The sequence below is a fragment of the Bittarella sp. HCP28S3_D9 genome (genome assembly GCF_052065655.1).
GTDB classification, from domain to species: domain Bacteria; phylum Bacillota; class Clostridia; order Oscillospirales; family Ruminococcaceae; genus Bittarella; species Bittarella massiliensis.
The window spans coordinates 98,947-124,997 of record NZ_JBQHTP010000001.1 but is presented as its reverse complement, the minus strand read 5'-3'; the positions used below and the strand labels follow the sequence as shown (position 1 = coordinate 124,997).

Annotated in this window: 27 protein-coding genes, 4 tRNA genes and 1 pseudogene; 29 read left to right on the top strand and 3 right to left on the bottom strand. The window is 62.4% G+C overall.

All coding sequences use genetic code 11. The annotated features are described in order from the left end of the window. Positions 1-3 precede the first annotated feature (3 nt). The 19 genes and pseudogenes from ruvA to ACTNAU_RS00500 all read left to right on the top strand — a co-directional run bounded on the left by ruvA (position 4) and on the right by ACTNAU_RS00500 (position 15,551). The gene (gene ruvA / locus ACTNAU_RS00590) at positions 4-612 is read left to right on the top strand and encodes a Holliday junction branch migration protein RuvA (protein ID WP_185916489.1); all 609 of its coding nucleotides are present in this window, start codon (positions 4-6) and stop codon (positions 610-612) included. Between the two features lie 22 nt (positions 613-634). After that, positions 635-1,678 (top strand): Holliday junction branch migration DNA helicase RuvB, encoded by a 1,044-nt coding sequence (gene ruvB, locus ACTNAU_RS00585; RefSeq protein ID WP_256136318.1) that lies wholly within the window; start codon positions 635-637, stop codon positions 1,676-1,678. 115 nt (positions 1,679-1,793) lie between these two features. Next, complete coding sequence (glmM, locus tag ACTNAU_RS00580; RefSeq protein ID WP_185916488.1) at positions 1,794-3,140, top strand: phosphoglucosamine mutase; 1,347 nt, start codon at positions 1,794-1,796, stop codon at positions 3,138-3,140. A 3-nt stretch (positions 3,141-3,143) separates the two neighbouring features. Further along, positions 3,144-4,025 carry a class I SAM-dependent methyltransferase gene (locus ACTNAU_RS00575; RefSeq protein ID WP_441097210.1) on the top strand — a complete coding sequence of 294 codons (882 nt, stop codon included), beginning with the start codon at positions 3,144-3,146 and terminating at the stop codon, positions 4,023-4,025. Between the two features lie 1,069 nt (positions 4,026-5,094). Then, positions 5,095-5,949, top strand: coding sequence for an energy-coupling factor transporter ATPase (locus ACTNAU_RS00570; RefSeq protein ID WP_185916486.1), 855 nt, complete (start codon positions 5,095-5,097; stop codon positions 5,947-5,949). Beyond that, positions 5,946-6,818 carry an energy-coupling factor transporter ATPase gene (locus ACTNAU_RS00565; protein ID WP_441097209.1) on the top strand — a complete coding sequence of 291 codons (873 nt, stop codon included), beginning with the start codon at positions 5,946-5,948 and terminating at the stop codon, positions 6,816-6,818. The genes ACTNAU_RS00570 and ACTNAU_RS00565 overlap by 4 nt, the downstream gene beginning before the upstream one ends. Continuing rightward, on the top strand, positions 6,815-7,612 hold the full coding sequence (locus tag ACTNAU_RS00560) for an energy-coupling factor transporter transmembrane component T family protein (RefSeq protein WP_216402022.1): 798 nt from the start codon (positions 6,815-6,817) through the stop codon (positions 7,610-7,612). The genes ACTNAU_RS00565 and ACTNAU_RS00560 overlap by 4 nt, the downstream gene beginning before the upstream one ends. Positions 7,613-7,632: 20 nt before the next feature. Further along, a complete protein-coding gene (gene truA / locus ACTNAU_RS00555; RefSeq protein WP_185916484.1) occupies positions 7,633-8,412 on the top strand; it encodes a tRNA pseudouridine(38-40) synthase TruA in 780 nt (259 codons plus the stop codon). An 18-nt stretch (positions 8,413-8,430) separates the two neighbouring features. Further along, the gene (locus ACTNAU_RS00550; RefSeq protein ID WP_441097208.1) at positions 8,431-9,585 is read left to right on the top strand and encodes a DUF5711 family protein; all 1,155 of its coding nucleotides are present in this window, start codon (positions 8,431-8,433) and stop codon (positions 9,583-9,585) included. An 85-nt stretch (positions 9,586-9,670) separates the two neighbouring features. Beyond that, entirely contained in the window at positions 9,671-10,369 is a 699-nt protein-coding gene (locus ACTNAU_RS00545) for a hypothetical protein (RefSeq protein WP_441097207.1), read from the top strand. 191 nt (positions 10,370-10,560) lie between these two features. Then, positions 10,561-12,846: an AAA family ATPase gene (locus tag ACTNAU_RS00540; protein WP_441097206.1), complete on the top strand. Its 2,286-nt coding sequence runs from the start codon at positions 10,561-10,563 to the stop codon at positions 12,844-12,846. 203 nt (positions 12,847-13,049) lie between these two features. Further along, positions 13,050-13,123, top strand: a tRNA-Gly gene (locus tag ACTNAU_RS00535). Between the two features lie 45 nt (positions 13,124-13,168). After that, a tRNA-Arg gene (locus ACTNAU_RS00530) sits at positions 13,169-13,245 on the top strand. A gap of 5 nt (positions 13,246-13,250) precedes the next feature. After that, a tRNA-His gene (locus ACTNAU_RS00525) sits at positions 13,251-13,328 on the top strand. A gap of 49 nt (positions 13,329-13,377) precedes the next feature. Beyond that, positions 13,378-13,453 (top strand) — tRNA-Gln (locus ACTNAU_RS00520). Positions 13,454-13,553: 100 nt separating this feature from the next. Further along, a complete protein-coding gene (locus ACTNAU_RS00515) occupies positions 13,554-13,715 on the top strand; it encodes a hypothetical protein (RefSeq protein WP_441097205.1) in 162 nt (53 codons plus the stop codon). A gap of 56 nt (positions 13,716-13,771) precedes the next feature. Continuing rightward, positions 13,772-13,981 (top strand): annotated as a pseudogene (locus ACTNAU_RS00510) (recombinase family protein); the annotation flags it as partial. Further along, positions 13,967-14,470: a recombinase family protein gene (locus ACTNAU_RS00505; RefSeq protein ID WP_441097314.1), complete on the top strand. Its 504-nt coding sequence runs from the start codon at positions 13,967-13,969 to the stop codon at positions 14,468-14,470. The pseudogene ACTNAU_RS00510 and the gene ACTNAU_RS00505, both read left to right, overlap by 15 nt. A gap of 22 nt (positions 14,471-14,492) precedes the next feature. After that, on the top strand, positions 14,493-15,551 hold the full coding sequence (locus ACTNAU_RS00500; RefSeq protein WP_441097204.1) for a hypothetical protein: 1,059 nt from the start codon (positions 14,493-14,495) through the stop codon (positions 15,549-15,551). A 403-nt stretch (positions 15,552-15,954) separates the two neighbouring features. Here the strand turns inward: ACTNAU_RS00500 and ACTNAU_RS00495 are convergent, their stop codons facing one another. Next, on the bottom strand, positions 15,955-16,833 hold the full coding sequence (locus tag ACTNAU_RS00495; RefSeq protein WP_441097203.1) for a LysR family transcriptional regulator: 879 nt from the start codon (positions 16,831-16,833) through the stop codon (positions 15,955-15,957). A 145-nt stretch (positions 16,834-16,978) separates the two neighbouring features. Here ACTNAU_RS00495 and ACTNAU_RS00490 point away from each other — a divergent pair, with 145 nt between their 5' ends. The 8 genes from ACTNAU_RS00490 to ACTNAU_RS00455 all read left to right on the top strand — a co-directional run bounded on the left by ACTNAU_RS00490 (position 16,979) and on the right by ACTNAU_RS00455 (position 22,663). Continuing rightward, on the top strand, positions 16,979-17,206 hold the full coding sequence (locus ACTNAU_RS00490) for a hypothetical protein (protein WP_441097202.1): 228 nt from the start codon (positions 16,979-16,981) through the stop codon (positions 17,204-17,206). A 37-nt stretch (positions 17,207-17,243) separates the two neighbouring features. Further along, on the top strand, positions 17,244-17,759 hold the full coding sequence (locus ACTNAU_RS00485; RefSeq protein WP_441097201.1) for a cyclophilin-like fold protein: 516 nt from the start codon (positions 17,244-17,246) through the stop codon (positions 17,757-17,759). 1 nt (position 17,760) lies between these two features. Then, complete coding sequence (locus ACTNAU_RS00480) at positions 17,761-18,630, top strand: aldo/keto reductase (protein ID WP_441097200.1); 870 nt, start codon at positions 17,761-17,763, stop codon at positions 18,628-18,630. 70 nt (positions 18,631-18,700) lie between these two features. Continuing rightward, positions 18,701-19,270 carry a flavodoxin gene (locus ACTNAU_RS00475; RefSeq protein ID WP_441097199.1) on the top strand — a complete coding sequence of 190 codons (570 nt, stop codon included), beginning with the start codon at positions 18,701-18,703 and terminating at the stop codon, positions 19,268-19,270. Positions 19,271-19,345: 75 nt separating this feature from the next. Beyond that, complete coding sequence (locus ACTNAU_RS00470; protein WP_216402027.1) at positions 19,346-19,825, top strand: flavodoxin; 480 nt, start codon at positions 19,346-19,348, stop codon at positions 19,823-19,825. 658 nt (positions 19,826-20,483) lie between these two features. Then, on the top strand, positions 20,484-20,867 hold the full coding sequence (locus ACTNAU_RS00465; RefSeq protein ID WP_441097198.1) for a hypothetical protein: 384 nt from the start codon (positions 20,484-20,486) through the stop codon (positions 20,865-20,867). Between the two features lie 74 nt (positions 20,868-20,941). Beyond that, entirely contained in the window at positions 20,942-21,472 is a 531-nt protein-coding gene (locus ACTNAU_RS00460) for a hypothetical protein (RefSeq protein ID WP_216402029.1), read from the top strand. Positions 21,473-21,898: 426 nt separating this feature from the next. Beyond that, positions 21,899-22,663, top strand: a complete 765-nt coding sequence (locus ACTNAU_RS00455; RefSeq protein ID WP_441097197.1) for an SDR family NAD(P)-dependent oxidoreductase — start codon at positions 21,899-21,901, stop codon at positions 22,661-22,663. 125 nt (positions 22,664-22,788) lie between these two features. Here the strand turns inward: ACTNAU_RS00455 and ACTNAU_RS00450 are convergent, their stop codons facing one another. Further along, on the bottom strand, positions 22,789-23,043 hold the full coding sequence (locus tag ACTNAU_RS00450; protein WP_021661194.1) for a TIGR03905 family TSCPD domain-containing protein: 255 nt from the start codon (positions 23,041-23,043) through the stop codon (positions 22,789-22,791). Between the two features lies 1 nt (position 23,044). Next, on the bottom strand, positions 23,045-23,890 hold the full coding sequence (locus ACTNAU_RS00445) for a PHP domain-containing protein (protein ID WP_185916479.1): 846 nt from the start codon (positions 23,888-23,890) through the stop codon (positions 23,045-23,047). Between the two features lie 217 nt (positions 23,891-24,107). On the opposite strand from ACTNAU_RS00445, the gene ACTNAU_RS00440 reads away from it, so the two are divergent. Continuing rightward, complete coding sequence (locus tag ACTNAU_RS00440; protein WP_044993393.1) at positions 24,108-25,055, top strand: DnaD domain protein; 948 nt, start codon at positions 24,108-24,110, stop codon at positions 25,053-25,055. Positions 25,056-25,058: 3 nt separating this feature from the next. Beyond that, entirely contained in the window at positions 25,059-26,039 is a 981-nt protein-coding gene (locus ACTNAU_RS00435; protein ID WP_021661191.1) for an ATP-binding protein, read from the top strand. The last annotated feature ends 12 nt before the right edge of the window (positions 26,040-26,051 follow it).

The following is a 26,051-nucleotide window of genomic DNA, read 5'->3' as shown; positions in this document are numbered from 1 at the left end:
CCCGTGATTTACAGCCTCACCGGCGAGGTGGCCGTCAAGACCGACAAGCTGGCCGTCATCAACTGCGGCGGGGTAGGCTTTTCCTGCAAGACCACCCGCAACACCATCGCCGACCTGCCCCGCACCGGGCAGACGGCCACCCTCTACACCCATCTGGCGGTGAAGGAGGACGCCCTCGACCTCTACGGCTTTTCCACCCAGGCCGAGCTCTCCTGCTTTCAACTGCTGGTGACCGTCTCGGGGGTGGGGCCGCGAAACGCCCTCTCCATCCTCTCCAGCTACCCCCCCGACCGGGTGCTCCTCTGCATCGCCAGTTCCGACGCCAAGAGCCTGACGGCCGCCCCCGGGGTGGGGCAGAAGCTGGCCAACCGCATCGTCCTCGAACTCAAGGACAAAATCAAGGGCCTTGACTTCGGGGGCGGCCAGGGGGTCTCGCTGGAGGACATCACCCCCGCCGGGGAGGACAGTGAGGTGGGACAGGCCGTGGCCGCCCTCACCTCCCTGGGCTACACCCAGTCCGAGGCGGCGCTGGCGGTCTCCAAGCTGGAGCAGAGCCTGCCGGTGGAAGAGCTGATCAAGGGGGCCCTCAAGGCCCTGGCGGGAAGGAGGTAGCGCGCCTGTGGACAATTGTGAGATGGACTATGAAAACCGGCTGGTCACCCCCGAGTACACCCCCGACGAGGCCCAGTTGGAGCAAAACCTCCGCCCCCGCACCCTGGAGGAGTATGTGGGCCAGACCAAGGCCAAGGAAAACCTCTCGGTCTTTATCGAGGCGGCCAAGAAGCGGGGCGAACCGCTGGACCACCTCCTCCTCTACGGCCCTCCCGGCCTGGGCAAGACCACCCTGGCCTGCATTGTCGCAAACGAGATGAACGTGGGCATCCGCATCACCTCCGGCCCGGCCATCGAGAAGCCGGGGGACCTGGCGGCCCTGCTGACCAACCTATCCGCCGGGGACATCCTCTTTATCGACGAGATCCACCGCCTCAACCGCAGCGTCGAGGAGGTGCTCTACCCGGCGATGGAGGACTATGCCCTGGACATCATCGTGGGCAAGGGTCCCAGCGCCCGCTCCATCCGCATCGACCTGCCCCCCTTCACCCTCATCGGGGCCACCACCCGCGCCGGACAGCTGACCGCCCCCCTGCGGGACCGGTTCGGGGTAGTGCTGCGGCTGGAGATGTACACCCACTCCGAACTGCAGAAGATCGTCTCCCGCTCGGCGGCCATCCTGGAGATCCCCTGCGAGGAGGGGGGCGCCCGGGAGCTGGCTGTCCGCTCCCGGGGGACCCCCCGCATCGCCAACCGACTGCTCAAGCGGGTGCGGGACTTCGCCCAGGTCATGGGCGACGGGGTCATCACCGACCAGATCGCCGACGAGGCCCTCTCCCGGCTGGAGATCGACCCCCTGGGCCTGGACCAGAACGACCGGCGGATGCTGGAGATCATGATCCACAACTACGGCGGGGGGCCGGTGGGGCTGGACACCCTGGCCGCCGCCATGGGGGAGGAGTCGGTGACCATCGAGGACGTCATCGAGCCCTTCCTCATCCAGCTGGGCTTTTTGGGCCGCACCCCCCGGGGGCGGGTGGCCACCGCCAAGGCCTACGCCCACCTGGGGCTCCCCGACCCCCGGCAGGCCCCGCCGGCCGACGACGGCCAGCAGCGGCTGGTCTAAAACGGGGCAAAATCGGTAAAAAAACACGGCTGCCGGGGCAAAAGGCGTCCGCTTTTTGCAATTTGTTCATATCCTGGTGGTATCTTATAGAGAATTCATTTTGGAGGAATCGAAAATGGGCAAGTACTTTGGGACCGACGGTGTGCGCGGCGTCGCCAACACCAGCGAACTGACCTGCGAGATGGCGCTGGCCATCGGCCGCGCTGCGGCCACCGTGCTCACCGAGCACAGCCACAAGAAGGCGCGGATCATCATCGGCAAGGACACCCGCATGTCCTCGGACATGCTGGAGTCGGCCCTGGCGGCCGGCCTCTGTTCGGTGGGGGCCGACGTGGAGCTGCTGGGGGTGGTCCCCACCCCCGCCGTCGCCTATCTGGTGGGGGCCTACGGCGCCGACGCCGGGGTGATGATCTCCGCCTCCCACAACCCGGTGGAGTTCAACGGCATCAAGATCTTTAACGGCCAGGGCTTCAAACTGCCCGACGCCATCGAGGCCGAGATCGAGGACCACATCGACCACCCGGAGAAGCTGACCCTCAAGACCGGCACCGAGATCGGCAAGGTCCACGTCAGCACCACCGCGGTGGAGGACTACGTGGCCCACATCCTCTCCACCGTGGAGGAGCGGGCGGCCGCCGGGCTCAAGGTGGCCATCGACTGCGCCAACGGCTCGGCCAGCGCCACCGCCCACAAGCTCTTCACCGCCCTGGGGGCCTCCTGCACCATCATCAACGACCGGCCCGACGGCACCAACATCAACCTGCAGTGCGGCTCCACCCACATCGAGGGGCTGCAGCGGTGCGTGGTGGAAAACGGCTGCGACATCGGGGTGGCCTTTGACGGCGACGCCGACCGCTGCCTGGCGGTGGACGAGACCGGCGAGCTCATCGACGGCGACAAGATGATCGCCATCTTCGCCAAGGCCCTCAAGAAGAGCGGCCAGCTCAAGCGGGACACGGCGGTGATCACCGTCATGACCAACATGGGCTTTTTCGAGTTTGCCAAGAACAACGGCATCGAGACCGCCGTCACCACCGTGGGCGACCGCTACGTTCTGGAGGAGATGCTCAAAGAGGGCTACAACATCGGCGGCGAGCAGTCGGGCCACATCATCTTTTTGGACCACGTGACCACCGGCGACGGCCAGCTCTCGGCCTCGCAGCTGTTGCAGACGCTGGCCCAGAGCGGCCGCCGCGCCAGCGAGTTGGCGTCGGTGATGGCGGTCTACCCCCAGGTGCTCATCAACCTGGAGGTGCCCAGCGACAAAAAGGACATCGCCGCCAACCCGGCGGTGGCCGCCGCCATCGCCGCGGGCGAGAGCGAGCTGGGGGAGAGCGGCCGCATCCTGGTGCGCGCCTCTGGCACCGAGCCGCTGGTGCGGGTGATGCTCGAAGGGAAGGACGACGCCCAGATCCAGCGCATCGGCGAGGCCATCGCCGACGCCATCCGGGGGCAGCTGTAAGCCGTGCGCCCGGCTGCGAACTGGCGGGACTACCAGGTGCTGGACTGCTCCGGCGGGGAGAAGTTGGAGCGGTGGGGCGACAAACTCCTCATCCGCCCCGACCCGCAGATCATCTGGAACACCCCGAAAGACCCCGCCCTCTGGGACAGGGCCGACGCCCGCTACCTCCGCTCCAAGACCGGCGGCGGCCGCTGGGAGTACCGCAAAAAGCTCCCCGAGAGCTGGCAGATCCGCTACCGGGAGCTGACCTTTAAAATCTCCCCCACCGGCTTTAAGCACACCGGCCTCTTCCCCGAACAGGCCGCCAACTGGGACCTCTTCGACGGCCTGATCCGCGCCGCCGGCCGCCCGGTGAAGGTGCTCAACCTCTTTGCCTACACCGGCGGGGCCACCCTGGCCTGCGCGGCGGCCGGGGCCAGCGTCTGCCACGTGGACGCCTCCAAGGGGATGGTGGCCTGGTCGCGGGAGAACGCGGCCCTCTCCGGCCTGGGCGAGCGCCCCATCCGCTGGATCGTGGACGACTGCGAGAAGTTTGTCGCCCGCGAGATCCGGCGGGGCAACCGCTACGACGCCGTCATCATGGACCCGCCCTCCTACGGCCGGGGGCCGGGAGGCGAGGTGTGGAAGTTGGAGGACCAGATCTACGACCTGGTCTGCCTCTGCGAACAGGTGCTCTCCGACGCCCCCCTCTTCTTTGCCCTCAACAGCTACACCACCGGCCTCTCCCCCTCGGTGATGGCCCACCTGCTGGGGGCCGTCCTCATCCCCCGCCGGGGCGGCCGGGTGGAGGCGGACGAGATCGGCCTGCCGGTGCAGTCCACCGGCCTGGCCCTCCCCTGCGGGAACACGGCGCTCTGGCTCCGCTCAAACGCCGAAAGCGTTTGAGCTTTGACACAGCCTTTCGCCAAACACCGTTTGGCGATTTTGCCTTTGGCAAAACCGGGCCGTGTCCCGCTGCTGGGAGCGCCCCGGTGAGGCGGTGTTGTCGGGAGTGGGCAGTTTCCCGGTGCCCGGCGGCGCTTGCGCTTTGGCACCGCTCTTTGCCAACCGCCATTTGGCGATTTTGCCCCTGGCAAAATTGGGCCGTGCCCCGCTGCTGGGAGCGCCCCGGTGAGGTAGTACTGTCGGAGTGGGCGGCTTCCCGGTGCCCGGTGACGTTTGCACTTTGACGCCCCCCTTCGCCAACCGCTGTTTGGCGATTTTGCCCTTGGCAAAACCGGGCCATGTCCCGCTGCTGGGAATTCCCCAGCAAGGCGGGGCCGTCGGGAGCGAGCGGCTTCCCAGTACCTGGCGGCGTTTGCGCTTTGACACCGCTCTTTGTCAACCACTGTTTGGCGGTTTTTCCCCTGGCAAAACCGGGCCGTGTGCCGCTGCTGGGAGTTCCCCGGCAAGGCGGGGCCGTCGAGAGCGAGCGGCTTCCCGGTACCTGATGGCGTTTGCGCTTTGACACCGCTCTTCGCCAAACACCGCTTGGCGATTTTGCCCTTGGCAAAACCGGACCGTGTCCCGCTGCTGGGAATTTCCCGGCCGGGCGTTGTCCCATCGCTGGGAGTTCCCCAGCGGGGTAGGGCTGTCGGGAATGGGCAAATTCCCGGTCCCAAAGGCATTTGCGCCTTGACACCCTCCGCCTGTCGACTGCCGTCTGGCAGTCTTCCCCCGGCAAACCGGCTTGTGTCCCGCTTCCGGGAGCATTCCGGCGGGACGGCGCTGTCGGAAACAGGCGGGTCTCCCGCTCCCGGTGAAACGGTGTGGCCGGGGACAGAGCATTTTTTTGCATGGAAAGGGGGCCGCGCGCTGGCGCGGACCCAAACACCGCCGGGGCGGGCGCGCACATCCCGCCCGCTCCGGCGACCCTTGATTCGGCCTGGAACCCCTCTGCCCGGCAGGGGGGGACGGGACCGCGCGGCGGGGTCCTCCCCGCACAGACAACCAGTTAGGAGATACATTGGAGAAAATGGCAGAGAACTTACTCGAGTGCAGAGACCTGGTCTTCCGGTACAGCAGGGAGGGGCAGCAGGGCGAAACCGTCCTCAAAGACCTCTCCCTCTCGGTGCCGGGCGGCCAGTTCTTGGCTGTTTTGGGGCACAACGGCTGCGGCAAATCCACCCTGGCCAAGCACCTCAACGGCATCCTCCTCCCCACCGAGGGGACGGTCTTGGTCGAGGGGATCGACACCCGCGACGACGAGCGGATCTTCGACATCCGCCAGAAGGTGGGGATGGTCTTTCAAAACCCCGACAACCAGATCGTCGCCACCATCGTCGAGGAGGACGTGGCCTTCGCCCCCGAAAACCTGGGCGTCCCGCCGGAGGAGATCCGCCAGCGGGTGAACTGGGCCCTGGAACAGACCGGGATGGCGAGCCGGCGGGAGAGCGCCACCTACCAGCTCTCCGGCGGGCAGAAACAGCGGGTGGCCATCGCCGGGGTGCTGGCCATGGGCCCGGACTGCATCGTCCTCGACGAGCCCACCGCCATGCTCGACCCCCACGGCCGCCGCCGCATCCTCGCCACCCTGCGCGAACTCAACCGGGCGGGGATGACGGTGGTCCTCATCACCCACTACATGGACGAGGCCGCCCAGGCCGACCGGGTGGTGGTGATGAACGACGGCGAAATTTTGATGGACGACAGCCCGGCGGCGGTCTTTGCCCGGGTGGAGGAGCTGCAGGCCATCGGCCTGGACGTGCCCCAGACCGCCGAACTGCTCCACCAGCTGCGCCGCGAGGGGATCGACTGCCCCGAGGACGCCCTCTCGGTGGAGGACTGTGTCGAGGCCCTCTGCGGCCTGTTGGGGGAGGTGGACAGATGAGCGCGCCGGTGATCGAGACCCGGGGTCTGGGGTATGTCTACAACCCCGGCCTGCCGACGGAGAAGGTCGCCCTTCGGGACGTCAACTTGCAGATCGAGCGGGGGGAGTTCGTGGGGGTCATCGGCCAGACCGGCTCGGGCAAATCTACCCTCATCCAGCAGCTCAACGGGCTGCTGCGGCCCACTTCGGGCCAGGTCCTCATCGACGGGGAGGACATCTGGCAGGACAAAGAGCAGCTCCGCAGGTTCCGCTTCAAGGTGGGGCTCTGCTTTCAGTACCCCGAGTACCAGCTCTTTGAGGAGAGCGTCTACAAGGACATCTCCTTTGGCCCCAAGAACATGGGCCTTTCGGAGGAAGAGGTAGACGCCCGGGTGCGGGACGCGGCCCGCTTTGTGGGCTTGGGGGAGGAGATGCTGGACAAGTCCCCCTTTGAGCTCTCCGGCGGGCAGAAGCGCCGGGTGGCCATTGCCGGGGTGCTGGCCATGGACCCCGAGGTCTTGATCCTCGACGAGCCCACCGCCGGCCTCGACCCCCGGGGCCGGGACATGATCCTGGGCCAGATCAAGGCCTATCACGCCGAAAAGGGGAACACGGTGCTGCTGGTCTCCCACTCGATGGAGGACGTGGCCAAATTCGCCACCAAGGTGCTGGTGCTCAACGACACCGGGGTGCTCCTCTACGGCACGGTGGACGAGGTCTTCTCCCGGGCCGAGGAGATCCGCGCCATCGGACTGGGCATCCCCCAGATCACCCAGGTGTTCAGGGCCCTGCGGCAGCGGGGCTACTCGGTGAGCGACACCGTCTACACCGTGGCCCAGGCCAAAGGGGAGATTTTGCGCCTGTTGGCGGAGAGGGGGGCGGCGAGATGATCAAGGACATCACCATCGGCCAGTACTTCACCGGCCACTCCCCCCTGCACCGGATGGACCCGCGGGTCAAGCTGCTGCTGACCATCGCCTATGTGGTGGCCCTCTTTCTGACAAACAGCTTTTGGGGCTACCTGCTGGCGGGGGCCTTTCTGGTCTTCTGCTACGCCCTGGCCAAAATCAAGCTCAAGGTCATCCTGCGCAGCCTCAAGCCGGTCATCCCCCTGGTGCTCTTCACCGGCGTCCTCAACATGTTCTTTGTCACCGGCGAGCCCATCTGGGAGTTCTGGGTCTTTCACATCACCTGGGAGGGGCTGCGCTTTGCCGCCGTCATGTCGGTGCGCATCGTCTGCCTCATCGCCGGCACCTCTCTGCTGACCTACACCACCTCGCCCATCGCCCTCACCGACGGGTTGGAGCGGCTGCTCAGCCCCCTGAGCAAGCTCCACTTCCCCGCCCACGAGCTGGCGATGATGATGACCATCACCCTGCGCTTCATCCCCACCCTGGTGGAGGAGACCGACAAGATCATGGCCGCCCAGAAGTCCCGCGGGGCCGACATCGACTCCGGCGGGCTGATGAAGCGGGTCAAATCCCTCATCCCCATCCTCATCCCCCTCTTCGTCTCCTCCTTCCGCCGGGCCGACGAGCTGGCCCTGGCCATGGAGTGCCGCTGCTACCGGGGGGGCGAGGGCCGCACCCGGATGAAGCAGCTCAAACTGCGGCTGGTGGACGGCGGCGCCACCCTCTGCATGGCCGCGGTGGTGACCGGCTGCATCCTGCTCAACTACCTCTAAACCACCCACGGGAGGGGCCTATGCGAAACATCCTCATCGCCCTGTGCTACCGGGGCACCGCCTACCACGGCTTTCAGGTGCAAAAAAACGCCCCCAGCGTCTGCGCGGCCATCCAGGACGCGCTGGAGCGGGTGCTGGGCCACCGGCCCGACGTGAAGGGCTGCTCCCGCACCGACGCGGGGGTGCACGCCAACATGTTCTGCCTCTCCTTTGGCACCGAGCGGCCGATCCCCTGCGAAAAACTGCCCCTGGCGCTGAACTTTCACCTCCCGCCGGACATCGCCGTCTATCACGCCAGGGAGGTGCCGGCGGGCTTTCACCCCCGCTACGACTGCCTGGGCAAGGCGTACAGCTACCGCCTGCTGGAGAGCCACTGCCGCCCCCCCTTCGGGGCCGACCTCTGCTGGCAGCAGGCCGGGCGGCTGGACGAGGGGCGGCTGAACGCCATCTGCCGCCAGTTTGAGGGCCGCCGCGACTTTCGGGCCGTCTGCTCCCCCAAGACCGAGCAGGAGGACACCGTCCGCTGTCTGGAGGAGTTCTCGGTGCGCCGGGAGGGGCCGCGGCTGATCTTCACCGCCCGGGCCGACGGCTTTCTCTACAACATGGTGCGCATCCTGGTGGGCACCGCGGTGGAGATGGCGCGGGGCCTCCTCCCCGACGACGTCTGCGCCCTCCTGGCCGGCAGGGACCGGCTGCAGGCCGGGCAGACCGCCCCGGCCCGGGGCCTCTACTTAGACCGGGTCTTTTACGACCTCCCCGGCTGGGAAGCGGTGCGCTCCCTGGCCCCCACACTCTGGTGAGAAAGAAGGTGACTCCCCGTGCGGGAACTCTCTGACATCGAACTTGCCCGCCGCAAGAAAAAGCGGAAGAAGACCGTCAAAAAGCTGGTCCTGCTGGCCCTGTTGGCGGTGGTGCTGGTGGTGGGGTACAGCTACCGCCACCTCCTCACGGCGGAAAACCTGGGCGCCGTCTGGGGTAACATGACCTCCAACCTGCAAAAGGGGGAGGGCTACCCCCTGGATCTGGGCAGCGGGGTCCCCAGGGACCTGCAGTGCTCCACCATGGGGGCGCTGGAGGTGCTGACCGACAGCGAGATCATCACCTACAACAAGACCGCCAAACAGGTGAAGAATATCCCCCACAGCATGGACGAGCCCCAGATGAAGGTGCGGGGGGGGAACACGGTGGTCTTTGACCGGGGCAACCGGGAGTTTGCCCTCTACTCCAAGACCACCCAGGTCTACAAAAAGACCGCCGAGATGACTATCGTCGACGCCGACGTGGACGCCAGCGGCAACGTGGCGGTGGCCACCGGCTCTGACCGATACCTGGGCCAGGTCTCGGTCTACGACCGCAACCAACAGCTGGTCTTTGGCTGGTCCTCCTCCAAGGAGTACATCCTCTCGGTGTCCATGGGCAGCGGGGGGAATTTGGCGGTGGCCTGCGTCAATGCGGTGGACGGGCGGGTCACCACCGTGGTCTACGCCCTGAACATCCACCGGGAGGAGGAGCTCTCCCGCACCGAGTTCCCCGGCTCCCTCGCCCTGCAGATGCGGTGGGAGGGCAGCACTATCCAACTGGTCTGCGACGACCAGGTCTTCGCGCTGAAAAAGGACGGCTCCCTGGCGGGGAGCACCGCCTTTGAGGGCAGTGTCCTCGCCATCGGCGCCATCGGCGGCGGCGACTACGCCGTGGCCCTGGGGGACAACACCCAGAGCCACCTGAACAAGGTGCTGCTGGTGGGGCAGAAGGGCCAGGTCAAGGCCACGGTGGAGGTGGGCCGCGAGATCGTGGGGGTCTACGCCTCCGGGGGGAAGATCGCGGTCCTCGGCCACAGCGACCTCACCGTCTACAAAAAGGACGGCACCGTCCTCTCCACCACCGACATCGGCAAGCCCTGTCTGGACTTGAGCGGCGCCGGCAAGACCCTTTTCGTGCAGACCAACGACAGCCTGGAAAAACTGACCCTGTAGCCCCTTCAACCCCTGTCCTGGGGTGGGAGAAGGGGGAACGCCCGCGAAACCCGCCCGCCCCAGGGCCGACCGCTGAGAGAGGAGAATGCGCGTGATTTGGCTGCTCTACGATTTGGCCGCCCTGCTCATCGTCATCATCGCCGCCTGCACGGCCGCCAAGCGGGGCTTTATGCGCACCCTGGTGAGCTTTGTGGGGGGGCTGGCGGCCCTGGTCGGGGCCTATTTTGCCAGCGAGCCGGCGGCCCGCTGGGTCTTTGCCCACTTTGTCCGCCAGCCGGTCTACGACAGCGTGCTGCAAAACCTGCAGGGCTTTACCGGCACCGGCACGGGGGCCGCCCTCCAGCAGGGGATGGGGAAGTGGGCCGGCTGGCTGGCCCACCTCAGCGGCGAGGAGGGGCAGATCGCCGCCCACCAGCTGGAACAGTCCCTCTCCAAAGGGGTGGAGGGGATGGCCGCCGCCGTCACCGACTACGCCTGCGGGCCGGTGGTGGTGATGGCCCTGCACATGGCCTTCTTCCTGGTCTTTCTCATCCTCTTCGGCATCGCCGTGGGGCTCATCGCCCGGGCCTTCGACATCTTCAACCACCTCCCCCTCATCAGCGGGGCCAACCACTTTCTGGGGGCGCTGCTGGGGGTGCTGCAGGGCTGCCTCGTCCTCTTTCTGGCGGCGGCGGTGCTGGGGCTGCTCATCTCCCTCACCGGGGGCTGGCCGGGCGTCAACAGCGAGGTCATCTCCCAGTCATATCTTTTTAACATTTTCTACAAAATGGGTCCATTTATTTAGGGAGGATATTTGGTATACTGTCCTTCGGGCACCAGGGAAGGATCGATTTGTAGGCGGGAGGGCGTGTGCTCTCCCGTTTTCTTGATGATTCCAGTACCCTTTTTTACCAGATTGGTGTATAATAGTCTCGTTATTCCGCGCCCCCGGGCGGCTTTGCCCGGCGGGAGCCTTCAAATTTAGGAGTTATTGTTATGCTTTGTTCGCGCTGTAAAAAACGTATGGCCGTGGTCTTTATGACCCGGATGGAGGGGGACAAGACCATCAACGAGGGCCTCTGTCTCACCTGCGCCAAAGAGCTGGGGGTCAAACCGGTCAACGACCTGCTGGATAAAATGGGCATTGGGGACGACGACATCGAGGCCATGAGCGAGCAGCTCATGGAGCTGGCCGGCCAGAGCCCCGAGGGGGAGGAGTCCGACTTTGAGGCCGGCGGCTCCGCCACCTTCCCCTTCCTCAACATGTTCCAAAACGGCGAGGTGCCGGAGACCAGCGCCGAGCCCCCCAAGGAGGGCCAGAAACAGCCCTCAAAGAAGAAAAAGGGAGAGGTGCGCCCCAAGCGCAAGTACCTGGACACCTACTGTGAAAACCTCACCCAGAAGGCGCTCGACGGGAAGCTGGACAACATCGTCGGCCGGGACAGCGAGGTCTACCGGGTGACCCAGATTCTCTCCCGCCGCACCAAGAACAACCCCTGCCTCATCGGCGAGCCCGGCGTCGGCAAGACCGCCATCGCCGAGGGGATCGCCCAGCGCATCGCCTCGGGCAACGTCCCCGCCCGGCTGGCCGACAAGGAGATCTACCTGATGGACTTGACCTCCCTGGTGGCGGGCACCCAGTTCCGGGGCCAGTTCGAGAGCCGGATGAAGGGCCTCATCAGCGAGGTCAAGGGCCTGGGCAACATCATCCTCTTCATCGACGAGATCCACAACCTGGTGGGCACCGGCGACTCCGAGGGGTCGATGAACGCCGCCAACATCTTAAAGCCCGCCCTCTCCCGGGGAGAGATCCAGGTCATCGGCGCCACCACCTACGACGAGTACCGCAAGTACATCGAGAAGGACGCCGCCCTGGAGCGCCGCTTCCAGCCGGTCAAGGTGGAGGAGCCCTCGATCGAGGACGCCACCGAGGTGCTGCGGGGCATCAAGCAGTACTACGAGCGCTACCACAAGGTCAAGCTCAGCGACAACATCGTCGCCGCCGCCGTGGAGATGTCCGAGCGCTACATAACCGACCGCTTCCTCCCCGACAAGGCCATCGACCTGATCGACGAGGCCTGCGCCTGCGCCTCCCTGGCCAGCAAGGAGCTGGCCGAGTACGAGAAGCTGGGCAAGGAGTACGACGCCCTGCAGCAGGAGCAGCGGGACATCGAGAGCGCCCAGGAGAAGGGGGAGGAGATCGACTACGAGCGGCTGGCCGAGGTCAAGAGCCGGGTGCTGCAGCTCAAAGACCGGCTGCTGGAGCTGGAGCCCGCGGCCTGCTCGGTGCAGGTGACCGAGGACGACCTGGCCACCGTCATCCAACTCTGGACCGGCATCCCCGCCTCCAAAATCAAGGAGACCGAACTGCAGAAGGTCGCCGGCTTGAAGGAGGCCATCCACCAGAAGATCGTCGGCCAGGACGAGGCGGTGGACCAGCTCTGCAAGGCCATCAAGCGCCACCGGGTGCAATTGACCGACAAACACCGCCCCGCCTCCTTCATCTTTGTGGGCCCCACCGGGGTGGGGAAGACCGAGCTGGTGAAGGTCATGTCCTCCATCCTCTTCGACTCGGTGGACCCCCTCATCCGGCTGGATATGTCCGAGTACATGGAGAAGCACTCGGTCTCCAAGATCATCGGCTCCCCTCCGGGGTATGTGGGTTACGACGAGGCCGGGCAGCTCACCGAAAAGGTGCGGCGCAAGCCCTACTCGGTCATCCTCCTGGACGAGATCGAGAAGGCCCACCCCGACGTCCTCAACATCCTCCTGCAGATCCTCGACGAGGGCCGCATCACCGACGCCCACGGCCGCCGGGTCAACTTTGAAAAGACCATCATCGTCATGACTTCCAACGCCGGCAGCGAGCGCAACCAGAACGCCATGGGCTTTGCCAAGACCAAGGCCGAGGTCTCCCGCGAGAACGCCAAGAAGTCCCTCTCCGAGTTCCTGCGCCCCGAGTTTTTGGGCCGGGTGGACGAGATCATCGTCTTTGACCCCCTGAACGTGGAGCAGTACGCCAAGATCGCCGGGATGCAGATGAAGGAGCTGGCCGAGTCGATCGCCAAGCGGGGGATTGCCCTGCGCTACGGCGACGACGCCCTGCGCTTCATCGCCCAGAAGGCCTTTGACGAGAAGGCCGGCGCCCGCAGCATTGCCAAGTGCATCCGCCGCGAGGTGGAGGACCCGGTGAGCGAGCTCATTGTGCAGCAGTTTGCCGCCCCGCCCACCGACATCGCCGTCACTGTGGGCGAAGAGGGCCTCATCGTCGCCGCCATGTGAGATTTTTGCATCTAAAAGGAAAAGCGCCCCTGCGGGATTTTGACCCCGCTGGGGCGCTTTTTGCGGCTGTGGGGAAGGGGGTGGGGGAGAGGATGTCCCCCCGACCGCCGTCTCGCATCTGTCTCGCGAACGCCTTAATTTTGTGCCCCAATTGTCTTGACAAAAAGGGGGCCAATGTGGTAAACTAACTATCGCTGCCACATGCGGGTGTAGTTCAATGGTAGAATTCCAGCCTTCCAAGCTGGCTACGTGGGTTCGATTCCCATCACCCGCTCCAGCGCTCCTGCCGGTTTGCCACAAGGGCGGCAGTCGCCACAACTATGCGCCTATAGCTCAGCAGGATAGAGCAACTGCCTTCTAAGCAGTGGGTCAGGAGTTCGAGTCTCTTTAGGCGCGCCATTATGGTGGGTATGGTTCAGCTTGGTTAGAACGCCAGATTGTGGCTCTGGAGATCGTGGGTTCGAATCCCACTATCCACCCCATATGTGTGTTTAAAGCTGTGAACGACCTTCACAGCTTTAAACATTTTATTGGACCGTCGCCAAGGGGTAAGGCAACGGACTTTGACTCCGTCATTCCGCAGGTTCGAATCCTGCCGGTCCAACCAAGCTAAAAGCTACATTTTGAGAAATCAAAATGTAGCTTTTTCACGTTTTCAAATAGAAAGATGCTTTCCATGCTATACTTTGGGCATGGAGGGCTTTTCTATGATACCAAAAACAATTCTTTTCTCTCACGAGCAAGAAAAATTACGGGTTGCAGCTTACTGCCGAGTCAGTACGAATCATCCAGAGCAGTTGGGAAGCCTTGAAATACAAAAATCTTACTTTGAAACAATGATTCGGGAGAATCCAAACGGTAGTTTGTAAAAAATTATTCTGATGTCGGTTCTGCTCTAAGAACCAAAAATAGACCGGGCTATCGTCAGATGATTCTAGATGGAAAGAAGGGACCGTTCGATTTCGTTCTGGTAAAATCATTGAGTAGATTTGGACGCGATATAGTCGAAACATTAACACAGATAAGGAAGTGGAAACAGATGAATATTGGCTTGTATGCAGAAATGGAGGATATTGATACCGTGAAGGTGAATGACAGTGCACTCAGCATTTTTCTTGCTATGGCTCAGGAAGAAAGCTGTAGCAAAAGCGAGAACATTAAATTTGGCATTCGGGCGCGCATGTGCAGCGGGAAGACAATTCTCAACCACAGTCAGTTTTTGGGTTATACCAAAGGGCCGGATGGGGTGCTGGTTATCGTCCCTGAAGAAGCCGAGATTGTACGCGAAATTTTTGACTTGTATTTACAGGGGAATGGTGTACGGAAAATCAAGCGATATTTGGAGGAGCATGAGATAAAGACAGCAACAGACAAAGAGGTTTGGAGCACATCGACCATTGACCGCATGCTCAGCAATGAGAAATACATTGACCAGGTATTGAGGCAAAAAACCTATACGCCGGATTTTATATCTGGAAAACAAGTGAAGAATGATGGCGATTTAAGTATGTTTCTAGTGGAAAACGCCCATGAAGCGATTATTGGCAAGGAGACTTTTATGAAAGTGCAAGAGAGGAAGAGAGCGCATCAAAATAATAGAACCAATCATTCTAAAATGTTATAATTATTAAAAGAAGGTGTGAATGATGGATGATATTATAATCTTTGATGACGAAAGTATAAATTTTATTTGGGATACTATCCAGCAACAACAACTTATTTTTCACCCTGATATCGCACCAGATGGTAAAATAAAGTATGATATATTCGCAGCCACAAAAAGAAAGAAAACACTTGTTCTATTCATAGATAGAAATATTCTGAGTAGTCTTCTGAAATTCTGTGAAATGGGGAGTTTGAAAAACAAAGCGGAATCCCAACTAATTGGTGTGATTATGGCATGGACAATATTTAATGATATGTCAATCAGTGCGGGACTGGCAATTCAAGAACGAGCTTCCCAACTACATTCCCAAGAAAAAGGTTTATTTGAACTGCAGAAATTCTTGGAGATATTTGATGCTTATCCCGGACAGATGTGGTTACAAGTTGCCACGGGACAGCGGACAGAAATTCCGCCAATTAATTTCTCAAATATACCAACAGACGATGTAACAGTTGACTATTCTGATGGTGGAGATCACTATGATATGGCAGTTGCTTCACTACTTCATGCTGTGCGACTTTATAGAGACCAAATTAAGCGACCGATAGAAAAAGTACAAGAATTTGTCCAATGGACGTATGATTATTTATTGGTGAGCGAATATCTTCTGACATATATAATCATGCTTTTTACTGGACAAGAGTATATTAAAGCTCCAAAAAACGCCAACTCTGATGACCTTGAGAAAATTGTTTCTGGATGTAAAAATCAAGCATGGGACATAGCGTACTTAACGAAGTGGAGTACATTGTATTCTGACACGGAAAACTATCCTGAGGAATTTTTGTTTGCGACAAATGATGTCCTGTTAAAACGAATTTTCATAAATTGCGATGCTCCTTATAGACTCAATGGCCTGCTGTTCAATGTGTTTCCTAAAAAAGAATATGATCAACTCATGGATTATATTGAGAGCAGAATACGTAACAGAGTTAAACCTGATTTTGGCGATAATCCTCGTGCATATTTTCAAAAACTGATTGAAAAAGAAAAACGAGAACTCCAAATTCTATTAGATAATGAAAGGTTTCATTCCTAGATTATGAAAGCCAATTTCGGGGTATCTTTTTTGTAGCGTAAACCCAGCGGCAAGCTGCCGCTCTCAAGTCACGCACCTCACTTTGTGGGGTGCGTTTTGCTTTGTGCCTGCGTTTTTGCACCCGTGCTGAAAGTGGCGCCCTTTTATGCGGGACGGGCGCAGCGATCGATCACTGCATCCAGAACGCCCCCCACTTTGTGGGAGGGGCCGCCTTGCGCCCATGCCCGCAATATAAAGCCGACAGAAAACAAGGGGAGGATGCCGGTCGGCATCCTCCCCCCCCCTTTGCCGATCTGGCAATCTGCGCGCAAAGCCGCAGGACAGCCCGCAGTAGACGAGCGGGCGAGAAGGGCGTCTTTGACCACCTCTCTCCCTCCAAAGCCCTCTCTCCCCGACAAAAGTCCTACCGTGCCCCCTTCCGGATCTGCTCCAGAAAGGCCTTGACGGCGGGCGAGAAGGTCTGGTATTTCTTGGTGGCGATGTACAGCCCCACCGACAGTTCCGGCTCGATGGGGCGGAAGGACAGGTCGCGCCCCTGGGTGTTCACCAGCCCCTCCAGACAGAGGGCGTAGCCGATCCCCCGCTCCACCAAGAAGGTGGCGTTGTAGATGAGGTTGTAGGTGGCGACGACCTGAAGGGCGGCGCTGTCCACCCCGAACCAGTCCAGGTCCTGGCGGCCGGAAAAGGTCTGCTCGGCCAAGATCAGCGGCAGAGAGCCGAGCTGTTCCACCCCGATGGCATCCTGTTTGGCCAGGGGACAGTCCCGCGGCATCAGCAGACCGAAGGTGTCCTTTTGGTGGATGTTCAGGTAGTCAAAGCGCTCCTGGCGGATGGGGCCCAGAAGCAACCCCATGTCCACCAGCCCCTTGTCCAGCCGCTCCAAAATCGAGTCGGCGTCGCCGCTGAAGGTGTGCAGCCGCACCTCCGGGTGCTGCCGGTGAAAGGTCTGGTAGACCGCGGCGATCCGGTCCATCGCCGCGGTCTCGCCGCAGCCGATGGTGATGTCCCCGCTCAAGATCTCCCCCTCGGTGTGAAAGGCTGACTCGGTGCTGCCGATCAACTCCAAGATCTCCTGCGCCTTGTTGCGAAGAAAGTTGCCCTCCTCCGTCAGGGTCAGCCGCCGCTTCCCCCGAATAAAGAGCTGTTTGCCCAACTGCCGCTCCAGGTCCATCATCTGTTTGGAGAGGGTGGACTGGGTGAGATGCAGCGTCTCGGCCGCCCTGGTGATGTTTTGCTCCCTGGCGATGGCCAGAAAGTAGTACAGCAGCCTGGTCTCGATCATCTTTCGCTCGCCTCCCTGTATGGGTCGTTTTGCCCTTATGATACCCCGCAATACCATTCCTGTCAACGATGGTAAATGATGCACAACAACTGTTTGCTATTTTGCGCTGACCCGTGTATCCTGTTGGCAGAGGGAGGGAGAGGAGATGGAGAGAAAAACACCCTCCGCCGCCGACACCGAGCGCTGCCTTTTGGACTGCGGCTTTCCGGGGGAGGCGCGGCGGCAGTACCTGCGCTGCGCCACCGACCGGCTGCCGCTGCTCTACCGGCAGCGAAGGGCTTTGATGGACGACCTGCACGCGGTGCAGCGAAAGGTGGACGCGGTGGACTATCTGATCCGCGCGGTGGAGCGGGCGTCCGGCCAGCAGCGGTGAGAGCGCCCGGCCAAACGGGAGAAGGGAGCGAGCAATCGTGAAGAGAGCGCATCTATTGGCGGCCGTTTTAGCGCTCTGCTGCCTGGCAGGGTGCGGGGCAGACCCGCATGCACCGGCGGCAGAGAGCCCGTCCCCGGCGGGCGCGCCGTCGGCGGAAACCGCCCCGCAGGCCGAAGGGGAGGAGCAGCCCACCAGGATCGCCGTTCGCGCAGACGGGTGCGAAATCGTCTACGAGCTCGGCCGGAGCGCGGCGGCCCAGGGCCTTTGCGCCCAGCTTCCTCTGACGGTAGAGGTGGAGGACTTCAGCACCAACGAGAAGATATTCTACCCGCCCCGGGAGTTGGAGGTGGCGGACGCCCCCCTGGCCGAAGGCGGGCGGGGGGTGCTGGCCTACTACGCGCCCTGGGGGGACGTGGTGCTGTTTTACGGCCCCTTTGACGGGAGCGGCCAGCTCTATGAACTGGGGCGGGCCGTCTCCGGGGAAGGGGACATCGAGGCCTTGAGCGGCTCCGTCACCATTTCGGTGTGGGGCGAGGAGAGAGGAGAGCGCTGAGATGACAGAGAGGATGCGGCTGCCAAATGGGGTGGAGATGCCCATGGTGGGCTTTGGGGTGTTCCAAATCACAGACCCGGCAGCCTGTGAACGGGCTGTTTTGGACGCCGTTTCGGTGGGCTACCGGCTTATCGACACGGCCAGCTCCTATGGCAACGAGGCGGCGGTGGGGCGGGCCATCGCCCGCTGCGGCCTCCCGCGGGAGGAGCTGTTTGTCACCACCAAGGCCTACATCCAGCAGATGGGGTACCGGCAGACGATGCGGGCCTTCGACGAGTCCCTGCAAAACCTGGGGCTCGACTACCTGGATCTGTACCTGGTGCACATGCCCTTTGGCGACTACTACGGCAGTTGGCGGGCCATGGAGGAATTGTACCGGGCGGGCCAGGTGCGGGCCATCGGGGTGTGCAACTTCCTCCCCGACCGGCTGCTAGACCTGTGTTACAGCGCCGAAATCGCCCCCCAGGTCAACCAAATCGAGCGGCACCCCCACTTTCAAAGGGGGGAGGAGCTGGCCCTGATGGGGGAACTGGGCGTCCAGCCACAGGGGTGGGCCCCCTTCGCAGAGGGGCTGAGGGGGATGTTCGCCGAGCCGGTGCTGGCGGCCATCGCCCGGCGGCACGGCAAGACCCCCGCCCAGGTGATTTTGCGCTGGGACCTGCAACAGGGGGTGGCGGTCATTCCCAAATCGGTGCACCGGGAGCGGATGGCGGAAAACCTGGCCGTCTGGGACTTTGCGCTGGACGAGGGGGAGATGGCCCAAATCGCCGCCCTGGACAGGGGCCGCCCCACCCTGCTGGACCCCAGGGAGCCCAGCGAGGTGAAGCGGGTGTACGACTACCTGCGAAACCCGGTGCTGACCAGCCTGTAAAGGGGCCGGCGGCCCCGGACAAAACAGAGACCGGCCCGCGCAGCGCGCGGACCTTTGGGAGGAATCAAAGATGAAGCGATCGTCCTTTTTGCTGACACTGGTGCTGGCGCTCTGCTGCCTGGCGGGCTGCGGCGCGCCGGCAAACGGGGGCCGGTCCGACCCCTCGCCCAGCCAGTCGGCCCCGACGGGAGAGAGCGAGGAAAGGCCGCAACGGGTGCTGGTGGCCTATTTTTCGGCCACGGGGAACACCGAGACCCTGGCCCGCTATGCGGCGCAGGCCCTGGGCGCAGACCTCTATGAAATCGAGCCGGAAATCCCCTACACGGCCGACGACCTGAATGAAAGCGACAACGGCAGCCGCGCCAGCGTCGAGATGGGAGACGCCGCCGCCCGCCCGGCCATCGCCGCCCGGATGGAGGGGATGGAGGGGTACGACATTGTCCTTTTGGGCTACCCGATCTGGTGGGGCCAGGCCCCCCGGATCGTCAGCACCTTTTTGGAGAGCTACGACTTTGGCGGCAAGACGGTGGTGCCCTTTTGCACCTCCGGCAGCAGCGACATCGGTTCCAGCGCCGAGCAGCTGCACCTCCTCTGTGGGGAAGGGGTCACCTGGCTTACTGGCCGGCGGCACCTCCTATGAGGAGATGGCCCAGTGGGTCGGCGGCCTGGAACTGCCGCCGCGGGCAGAACAGTGAGAAAGAAGGAGATGGACGGGATGAGCAGGCAACTGGTGGCGTATTTCAGCGCCAGCAAAACCACCGAAAAATTGGCAAAGACACTGGCCTCCACCGTGGGGGCGGACCTGTATGAAATTTGCCCGGAGCGGCCTTACACCCCGGCAGACTTGGACTGGACGGACAAAAACAGCCGCAGCAGCGTGGAGATGAGAGACCCCTCTTCCCGCCCGGCCATCGCCGGCCGGGTGGAGGGGATGGAGGAGTACGGCGTGATTTACCTGGGGTTCCCCATCTGGTGGTACCTGGCGCCGACCATCATCAACACCTTTTTGGAGAGTTACCGCCTGGACGGCAAGGTGATCGTCCCCTTCGCCACCTCCGGCGGCAGCGGGATGGGCCGCACCAACCAGGAGCTGCAGGGCTCCTGTCGCGGGGCCGACCTGCGGGAGGGCAGGTGCTTTCGCGCCGGTGTGTCGGCGACGGAGCTAAAGGCCTGGGTCGATGGGTTGGGGCTGTAAAGTGCAGAGAGGGCGGATCGCTCCCTTTGTTGTAATGGAACGAGGAGCCAGTCGCTCAAAGGCGGCTGACTCCTCATTTTTGTGCAAATGCCGGGGTTTGTTTCTGCAAAAGCACACGCAGTCTTCTGTTGGGTGAGCTTGCGGGAAAATACCAATTAGCATAATGGTTGTATATGGGGTGGGGGGGAGCGCGTTTTTCTTCGGCGGCCGGTGCCGACGTTCGCCCTCCTTTTTTGTCTGTACTGCCCCTTCTGAGCACTTTGAGGTGGGGGATTGGCATAGTTGGCGCTAGAGTTGCTGTTTGACTGCTTCGCTGGAAGCAGTTTTTTCCAGGGTTCATAAGCGATTTGATTTTTGCCCAGGTTGTCGCCCTCCTTTTTGGAAGATGCCTTGCACCTTGTGTAGGGATGATAAAGGGCAGAAGCGCACAGCAGTCTCTCCGTTTGCAGGAATGCTTTCATGGGTTGCAGTCTGGCAAAGTTGATTTCCTATGTCGGCAATCTGATTTTGGGATTTATAAATATAAGGTAGATAAAAATAATTATTCTAAATGAATAATAGATAGAATCCCACCGAAAAGAATGGCGGTTGTGCCAGTATCCATGCCTTATTTATTGCAGTACAATGGATGTAGCGGCAAGAAAGAAGGAATTTTAAAATGAATATAGATTCAGTCGATTTTCAGTCATTTCAGGTGGTGCAGCCAAATGCCAGCAGATATTCATCTCTATCTGTCAGTGCGATGGCAGACGGGACACTGCGACTAAACAGCAAAACGATTTTATATGCCTTTTCAAATGATAAAAATCACTTTGTTCGGGTTTTATTTTCGGCAAAGCAACGGTTGATCTGTCTCGAATTTTTGCCGGACAACGATGGGTCTGCATCCAAGACCCCCAGAGGAGGAACCGTCTCTATCCGGGCGCTAAAAGATGTTTTAGAGCAAGCTCAAATTTCTTTGCCTGCCTTTTTTCCGCTCAAAGAGGCAGGGGAGGGAAGATTGGTCGGCGAATGCGATCCAAATCACCATTTTCTTCCGTAGTCTCCCGTCTCTAAACGGGTGAGAAAGGCCAGAAAAACCGATTTGGCGGCCATGCTGTCTGTGGGTAACAGCCAGTGAACAAAATAGAGGAAATAGACGTGATCGACGCCTTTTCGGATACGGTGAGATCATGGTGTAAGCAATATGGCAAAGGGGTTGGCACAGAGGATGCCTTTTTGATCGCACAGACGGCATTTTTATGCGCTATGCGAACATGGATAAAAAGCCGTTCCGATTTTCTGCCCTATGCCGAATTCTGTGTAAAGGCGGAACTCATAGAAGAGCGAAAGAAAAACAACCGTATCCTACGTGCAGAGCGGGTTTTTTTGGATGCCTCTGCCAGCAGGGATGACGACATTCCCATTTCAGGGCTTTTTTGTGCTACAAACTGTTTTGAAAATGCGGTGGACTTTCACGATTTTCTCTCTTCTCTTGGGCGAGTCAGTAGCCGTTTATTGGGGGTGGCGCAAATGCTTTCCGACAACTACACCCGCGCGGAAATCTGTGAACAGTGGAGCATTGCCGAAGGCGATTGGGAGAAGTATCTCGCCGCTTTAAGACGAAACGTTGTGGAGTACAATTCCCAGTGGTTGGCCGTGGGTTGAGAGGGCATCTTCGCGCTTTTTGAGAGCCCCTTTTCTCAGTGTGGACTGCCGCTTCTGCACCAGCTCGAGATGGGCGACAAAGAGCGCCCGGACCATTTCACTTTACAGGGAGGAGTCCGGGCGCTCCGCCTTTTGCCGCCTGTGGGCTGCCAGTCGGCTCCCCGGCTTCTTCTAGCGCGCAGGAGAACTGGTCGGAGAAGGCGGTGTCGTTTCGACGCAGGGTGTCCCGCAACGGTTCGATTGTGCTGCCCTCCTGCGGCCGACACAGGGCTTGGCCATCCCGGCGGTATTGCCCCTCTGCCCAGCCGACCGGCCCTTTGACCGGCCCCGCTTTCCTTTTTTGGCCCGCGGGTGTAGGATAGGGGGAGAAGCTGGCCCCGGCCATTGACGGCGGGGCGGCACCGAGAGGGAAGAGGGGGAGCGATTTTGAAGACCATTGCCATTGTCACCGGGGCCAGCGGCGGCCTCGGCCGCGCCTTTGTCGAGCAGTTGACGGAGAGGCCGCTGGACGAGATCTGGTGTGTCGCCCGAGACGGGGAGAAGCTGGCCGCCTTGAGGGCCCGCTGGGGGGAGCGGATCGTCCCCCTGTCCCTGGACCTGGCCGCGGCGGAGAGCGCCCAGGCGCTGGAGCGCCGGTTGCGGGAGCAGCGGTGCGCCGTCGCCTACCTGGTCAACAGCGCCGGCGTGGGGGAGGAGCTGGCCCCCACCGGCCGCTTTTCACCGGAACAGGCGGCCCGGCTGGTGGCCGTCAACTGCACGGCGGTGACCTCCCTCTGCGCGGTCTGCCTCCCCTTTATGGCGGCGGGGGGACACATCCTCAACATCGCCTCCCAGTCGGCCTTTCAGCCGGTGCCCTACCTCAACCTCTACGCCTCGTCCAAGGCCTTTGTCCGCAGCTATACCCGGGCGCTGCACGCGGAGATGCGGGGGACGGGGCTCACCGCCACCGCCGTCTGCCCCGGCTGGGTGGACACCGGGATGCTGGCCCGGGAGGTGGGGGGCGTGAAGGTGCGCTATCCCGGCCTGGTGCCCCCTGCCCCCGTGGCGCAAAAGGCCCTGAAAGACGCCGAGCGGGGCCGGGACCAGTCGGTCTGCACCTTCTATGTCAAGTGGATGCACCTGGTCGCCAAACTCCTCCCCCAAAGGGCGGTGATGTGGGGCTGGACCAAGTCGGTGCAGCGGTATCTGTGACCCCTGCTCCTCCGCCCCTGCCACCGCCCTCGTCCGGGCGGGGGGCCAACGGGGCCAATAAAAGGGGGCGGGCCCTCTCCCCTGTGGAGAAGGGCCCGCCCCCTTTTGCCGCCTGTGGGCCGCCTTTAGGCGCCCACCAACTCCTTGGTCTCTTCCAGTGCGTAGGAGAGCTGGTCGGGGCAGGAGGTGCCGTTGCGGCACTGGGTGCCCCGCAGCAGCTCGATCACGTCGTCCACCTTGCGGCCGACGCAGAGCTTGGACACCCCGGCGGTGTTGCCGGCGCAGCCGCCCACGAACTCCACGCTCTTGATGATCCCGTCCTCCACGTCGATGGTGATCTGGCGGGAGCAAACGCCTTTGGGGATATAGGTGTGTTTCATTTTACAGTCTCTCCTTTTTGCCTTTCAGTATGATCTCCAGCTGGTCGCCGGCGGTGTTGCCGGTGCCCAGCGGGTTGTCCTTTTGGGGGGCGTGGCCGTGAAAGTCGGTCCCGCCGGTGACCAGCAGCCCGTATTCCGCCGCCAGTTGCCGCAGCCGGGCCTTGTCCGCCTCGGTGTTGCGGGGGTGGTCGATCTCCAGCCCGTCCACGGCCCCCTCCCGGCAGAGGGCCTCGGCCAGCTCCATGCTCCGGTAGACCGAGGGGTGGGCCAACACCACCCAGCCGCCGCTGCGGCGGGCGATCTCCAGCACCTCGTAGACGCTGGGGTAGTCGATGGGCTCAAAGCAGCTGCCGGTGCCGGGGTCAAAGAGCTGGTGGAAGAGGGGGCCGCCGTAGCGGGCGTCCTCTGCCACCCCCTTTTGCTGCAGGGCCTGCATCATGTGGGGTTTGTAGAGGCACTCGCTGTCGTAGCTGCGGGCGAAGATCTCCTCCAGCGTCAGCTGGGGGTAGAGGGCGCAGAGCCGCCGGGCCATGACGAAGCCGGCCTTCATCCGCGCCCGCCGGGTCCGCTCGCAGAGGGCCTCGATCTCCGCGGTGTCCCGGGGCAGGTAGCACAGAACGTGCACGCTGCGGCCGTTGGCCGGGTCCCGGGCGGACAGCTCGATCCCCTTGATGATTTTCAGGCCGTATCCCGCCGCCAGCTCGGCGGCGTAGTCGTAGCCGTGAAAGGTCTCGTGGTCGGTGATGGCCAGGTGGTCAAGCCCTGCCTGGCGGGCCAGTTTCAGCAGTTGCGGGATCTCCATGGCCCCGTCGGAAAACCGGCTGTGGCAGTGCAGATCGGCGGACACGACGCCCCGCCCCCTCTCTTCGATATGGATTTCCCAAAAAGTATACGACAAAAGCCCAAAAAAGTCCAGAGGGGAGGGCGCGGCCGATTTTTCGCCCCCCTCCTTTGCCGCGGCAGGGAAAAATAGGTTTGGACAAACCCCTCCCCCTCCCGTATAATAGAAGGCAGATAAACGGGGCCGCCGCCCCGCAATACAAGCAGAAAGGGGGTCGCCCGCCGTGTACCAGCTCAACTACCAGTCCTACGCCCAGGCCGCCGCCGTCCCGCAGCGGGCGCTGCAGCTGATGGCCGCCGGCTGCCCGCAGGAGATGGCCCAGGTGTTCTGCCATATCCTCGCCGCCCAGCCCGCCACCATCGCCCCGCTGGAACTCTCCCAGCAGTTGGGGCTGAGCGTGCTGCAGGTGGACCGGGCGCTGGAGTGGTGGGCCGGCCAGGGGCTGCTGGTGCGCAGCGAGGCCCCGGCCCCCCAGGCCGAGCCGGTCAAGACCGCCGCCATCGGCACCACCACCCGCCTCTCCCGGCAGGAGGTCAACGCCATCGCCGCCGACAGCGAAGAGGTGCAGTTTTTGTTGGGGGAGTGCCAGTCGGTCTTCGGCCGCCCCATCTCCCCCACCGAGGCCAACATGCTCGTCAGCCTCCACGCCCTGCACGGGCTGCCGGTGGCGGTGATCCTCATGCTGGTGGGCTACTGCCGCTCGGTGGGCCGCTGCAAGGTGGGCTATATCGAGCGCACCGGCATCGGCTGGCTGGAGAGCGGCATCGACACGGTGGAGAAGGCGGACGCCCACATCCAAAAGCTGCTGCGCAGCCGGGACGCGCAGGAGCGGGTGCGCGCCCTCTTCGGCATCCACGACCGGGTCCTCACCAAGAAGGAGGAGCAGTTTTGCTACACCTGGCTGGAGGAGTACGGCTTCCCCGACGAGGTGGTGAAGGCGGCCTATGAGATCTGCGTCGACCGCAAGGGCAAGGTGCTCTTCTCCTACATCCACTCCATCCTCAAGTCCTGGTACCTCAAGGGCTACCGCACCCTGGGGGAGGTGCAGGCCGAGCAGCGGCCCGCCGCCCCCGGCAACAGGGGGAAGGGGTTTGCCCCCTCCTTCGACGTCGCCGCCCTGGACCAGTCCCGCACCCGCCTGCCGACCGCCAAAAAGAGAGAGGGGGAATAGTCCATGGCCTACGAAAAAGCCGTCTACGACCGGGTCCACCAGCTCCTGTCCCAGCGCCGCCGCGCCGCCTTTGAGGAGCAGGCCCGCCGCCGGCGGGAGTGCTACGAGCGGTGCCCCCGCCTGGCCCAGGTGGACGGGGAGCTGCGCCGCACCGGGGCTGGGGTGGCCAAGGCCGTCATCTCCGCCGGCGCCGACCGGGGGGAACTGCTGGAGGGGCTGCGCCAGCGAGGCGCCGCCCTCGCCGAGGAGAAGGCCCGCCTCCTGCGGGAAAACGGCTGGCCGGAGGACTACCTCAAGCCCCCCTTCACCTGCCCCGACTGCCAGGACACCGGCGTGGTGGGCAACCGCCGCTGCCACTGCTACGGCGCCCTTTTGCGCCAGGTGGAGGCCGAGCGCATCAACCGCCAGTCGGGGCTGCGGCTGTGCTCCTTCGACAGCTTTGACCTGCGCTATTACAGCAGGGAGGGCCGCCCCGGCGACACCCCCTTTGAGGTGATGGGGGAGGTGCTGGCCTATTGCAAGGACTACGCCGCCCACTTTGGCCTGCACAGCCCCAACCTGCTGATGATGGGGGCCACCGGGCTGGGCAAGACCCACCTCTCCCTGGCCATTGCCAGCCAGGTCATCCAGAGGGGATTTTCCGTCCTCTACGGCAGCTTCGGCAACTTTGTCGCCATCCTGGAAAGAGAGAAGTTCGGCGCCGACCGGCAGGGGGACACCCTGGCCTCCTTGCTGGGCTGCGACCTGCTCATCCTCGACGACCTGGGCAGCGAGTTCTCCACCCCCTTTGCCGTCTCCACCCTCTACACCCTGGTCAACACCCGGCTCTCCGCCGGGCGGCCCACCATCGTCAACACCAACCTCACCTTTGCCGAGATCTCCCAAGCCTACACCGACCGCATCACCTCCCGCCTGGCGGGCTCCTACGTGGACGTCCGCTTTGTGGGCAGCGACGTGCGGCTGGCCATGAAAAACGGCCTTTAAAGGCCGTGGATA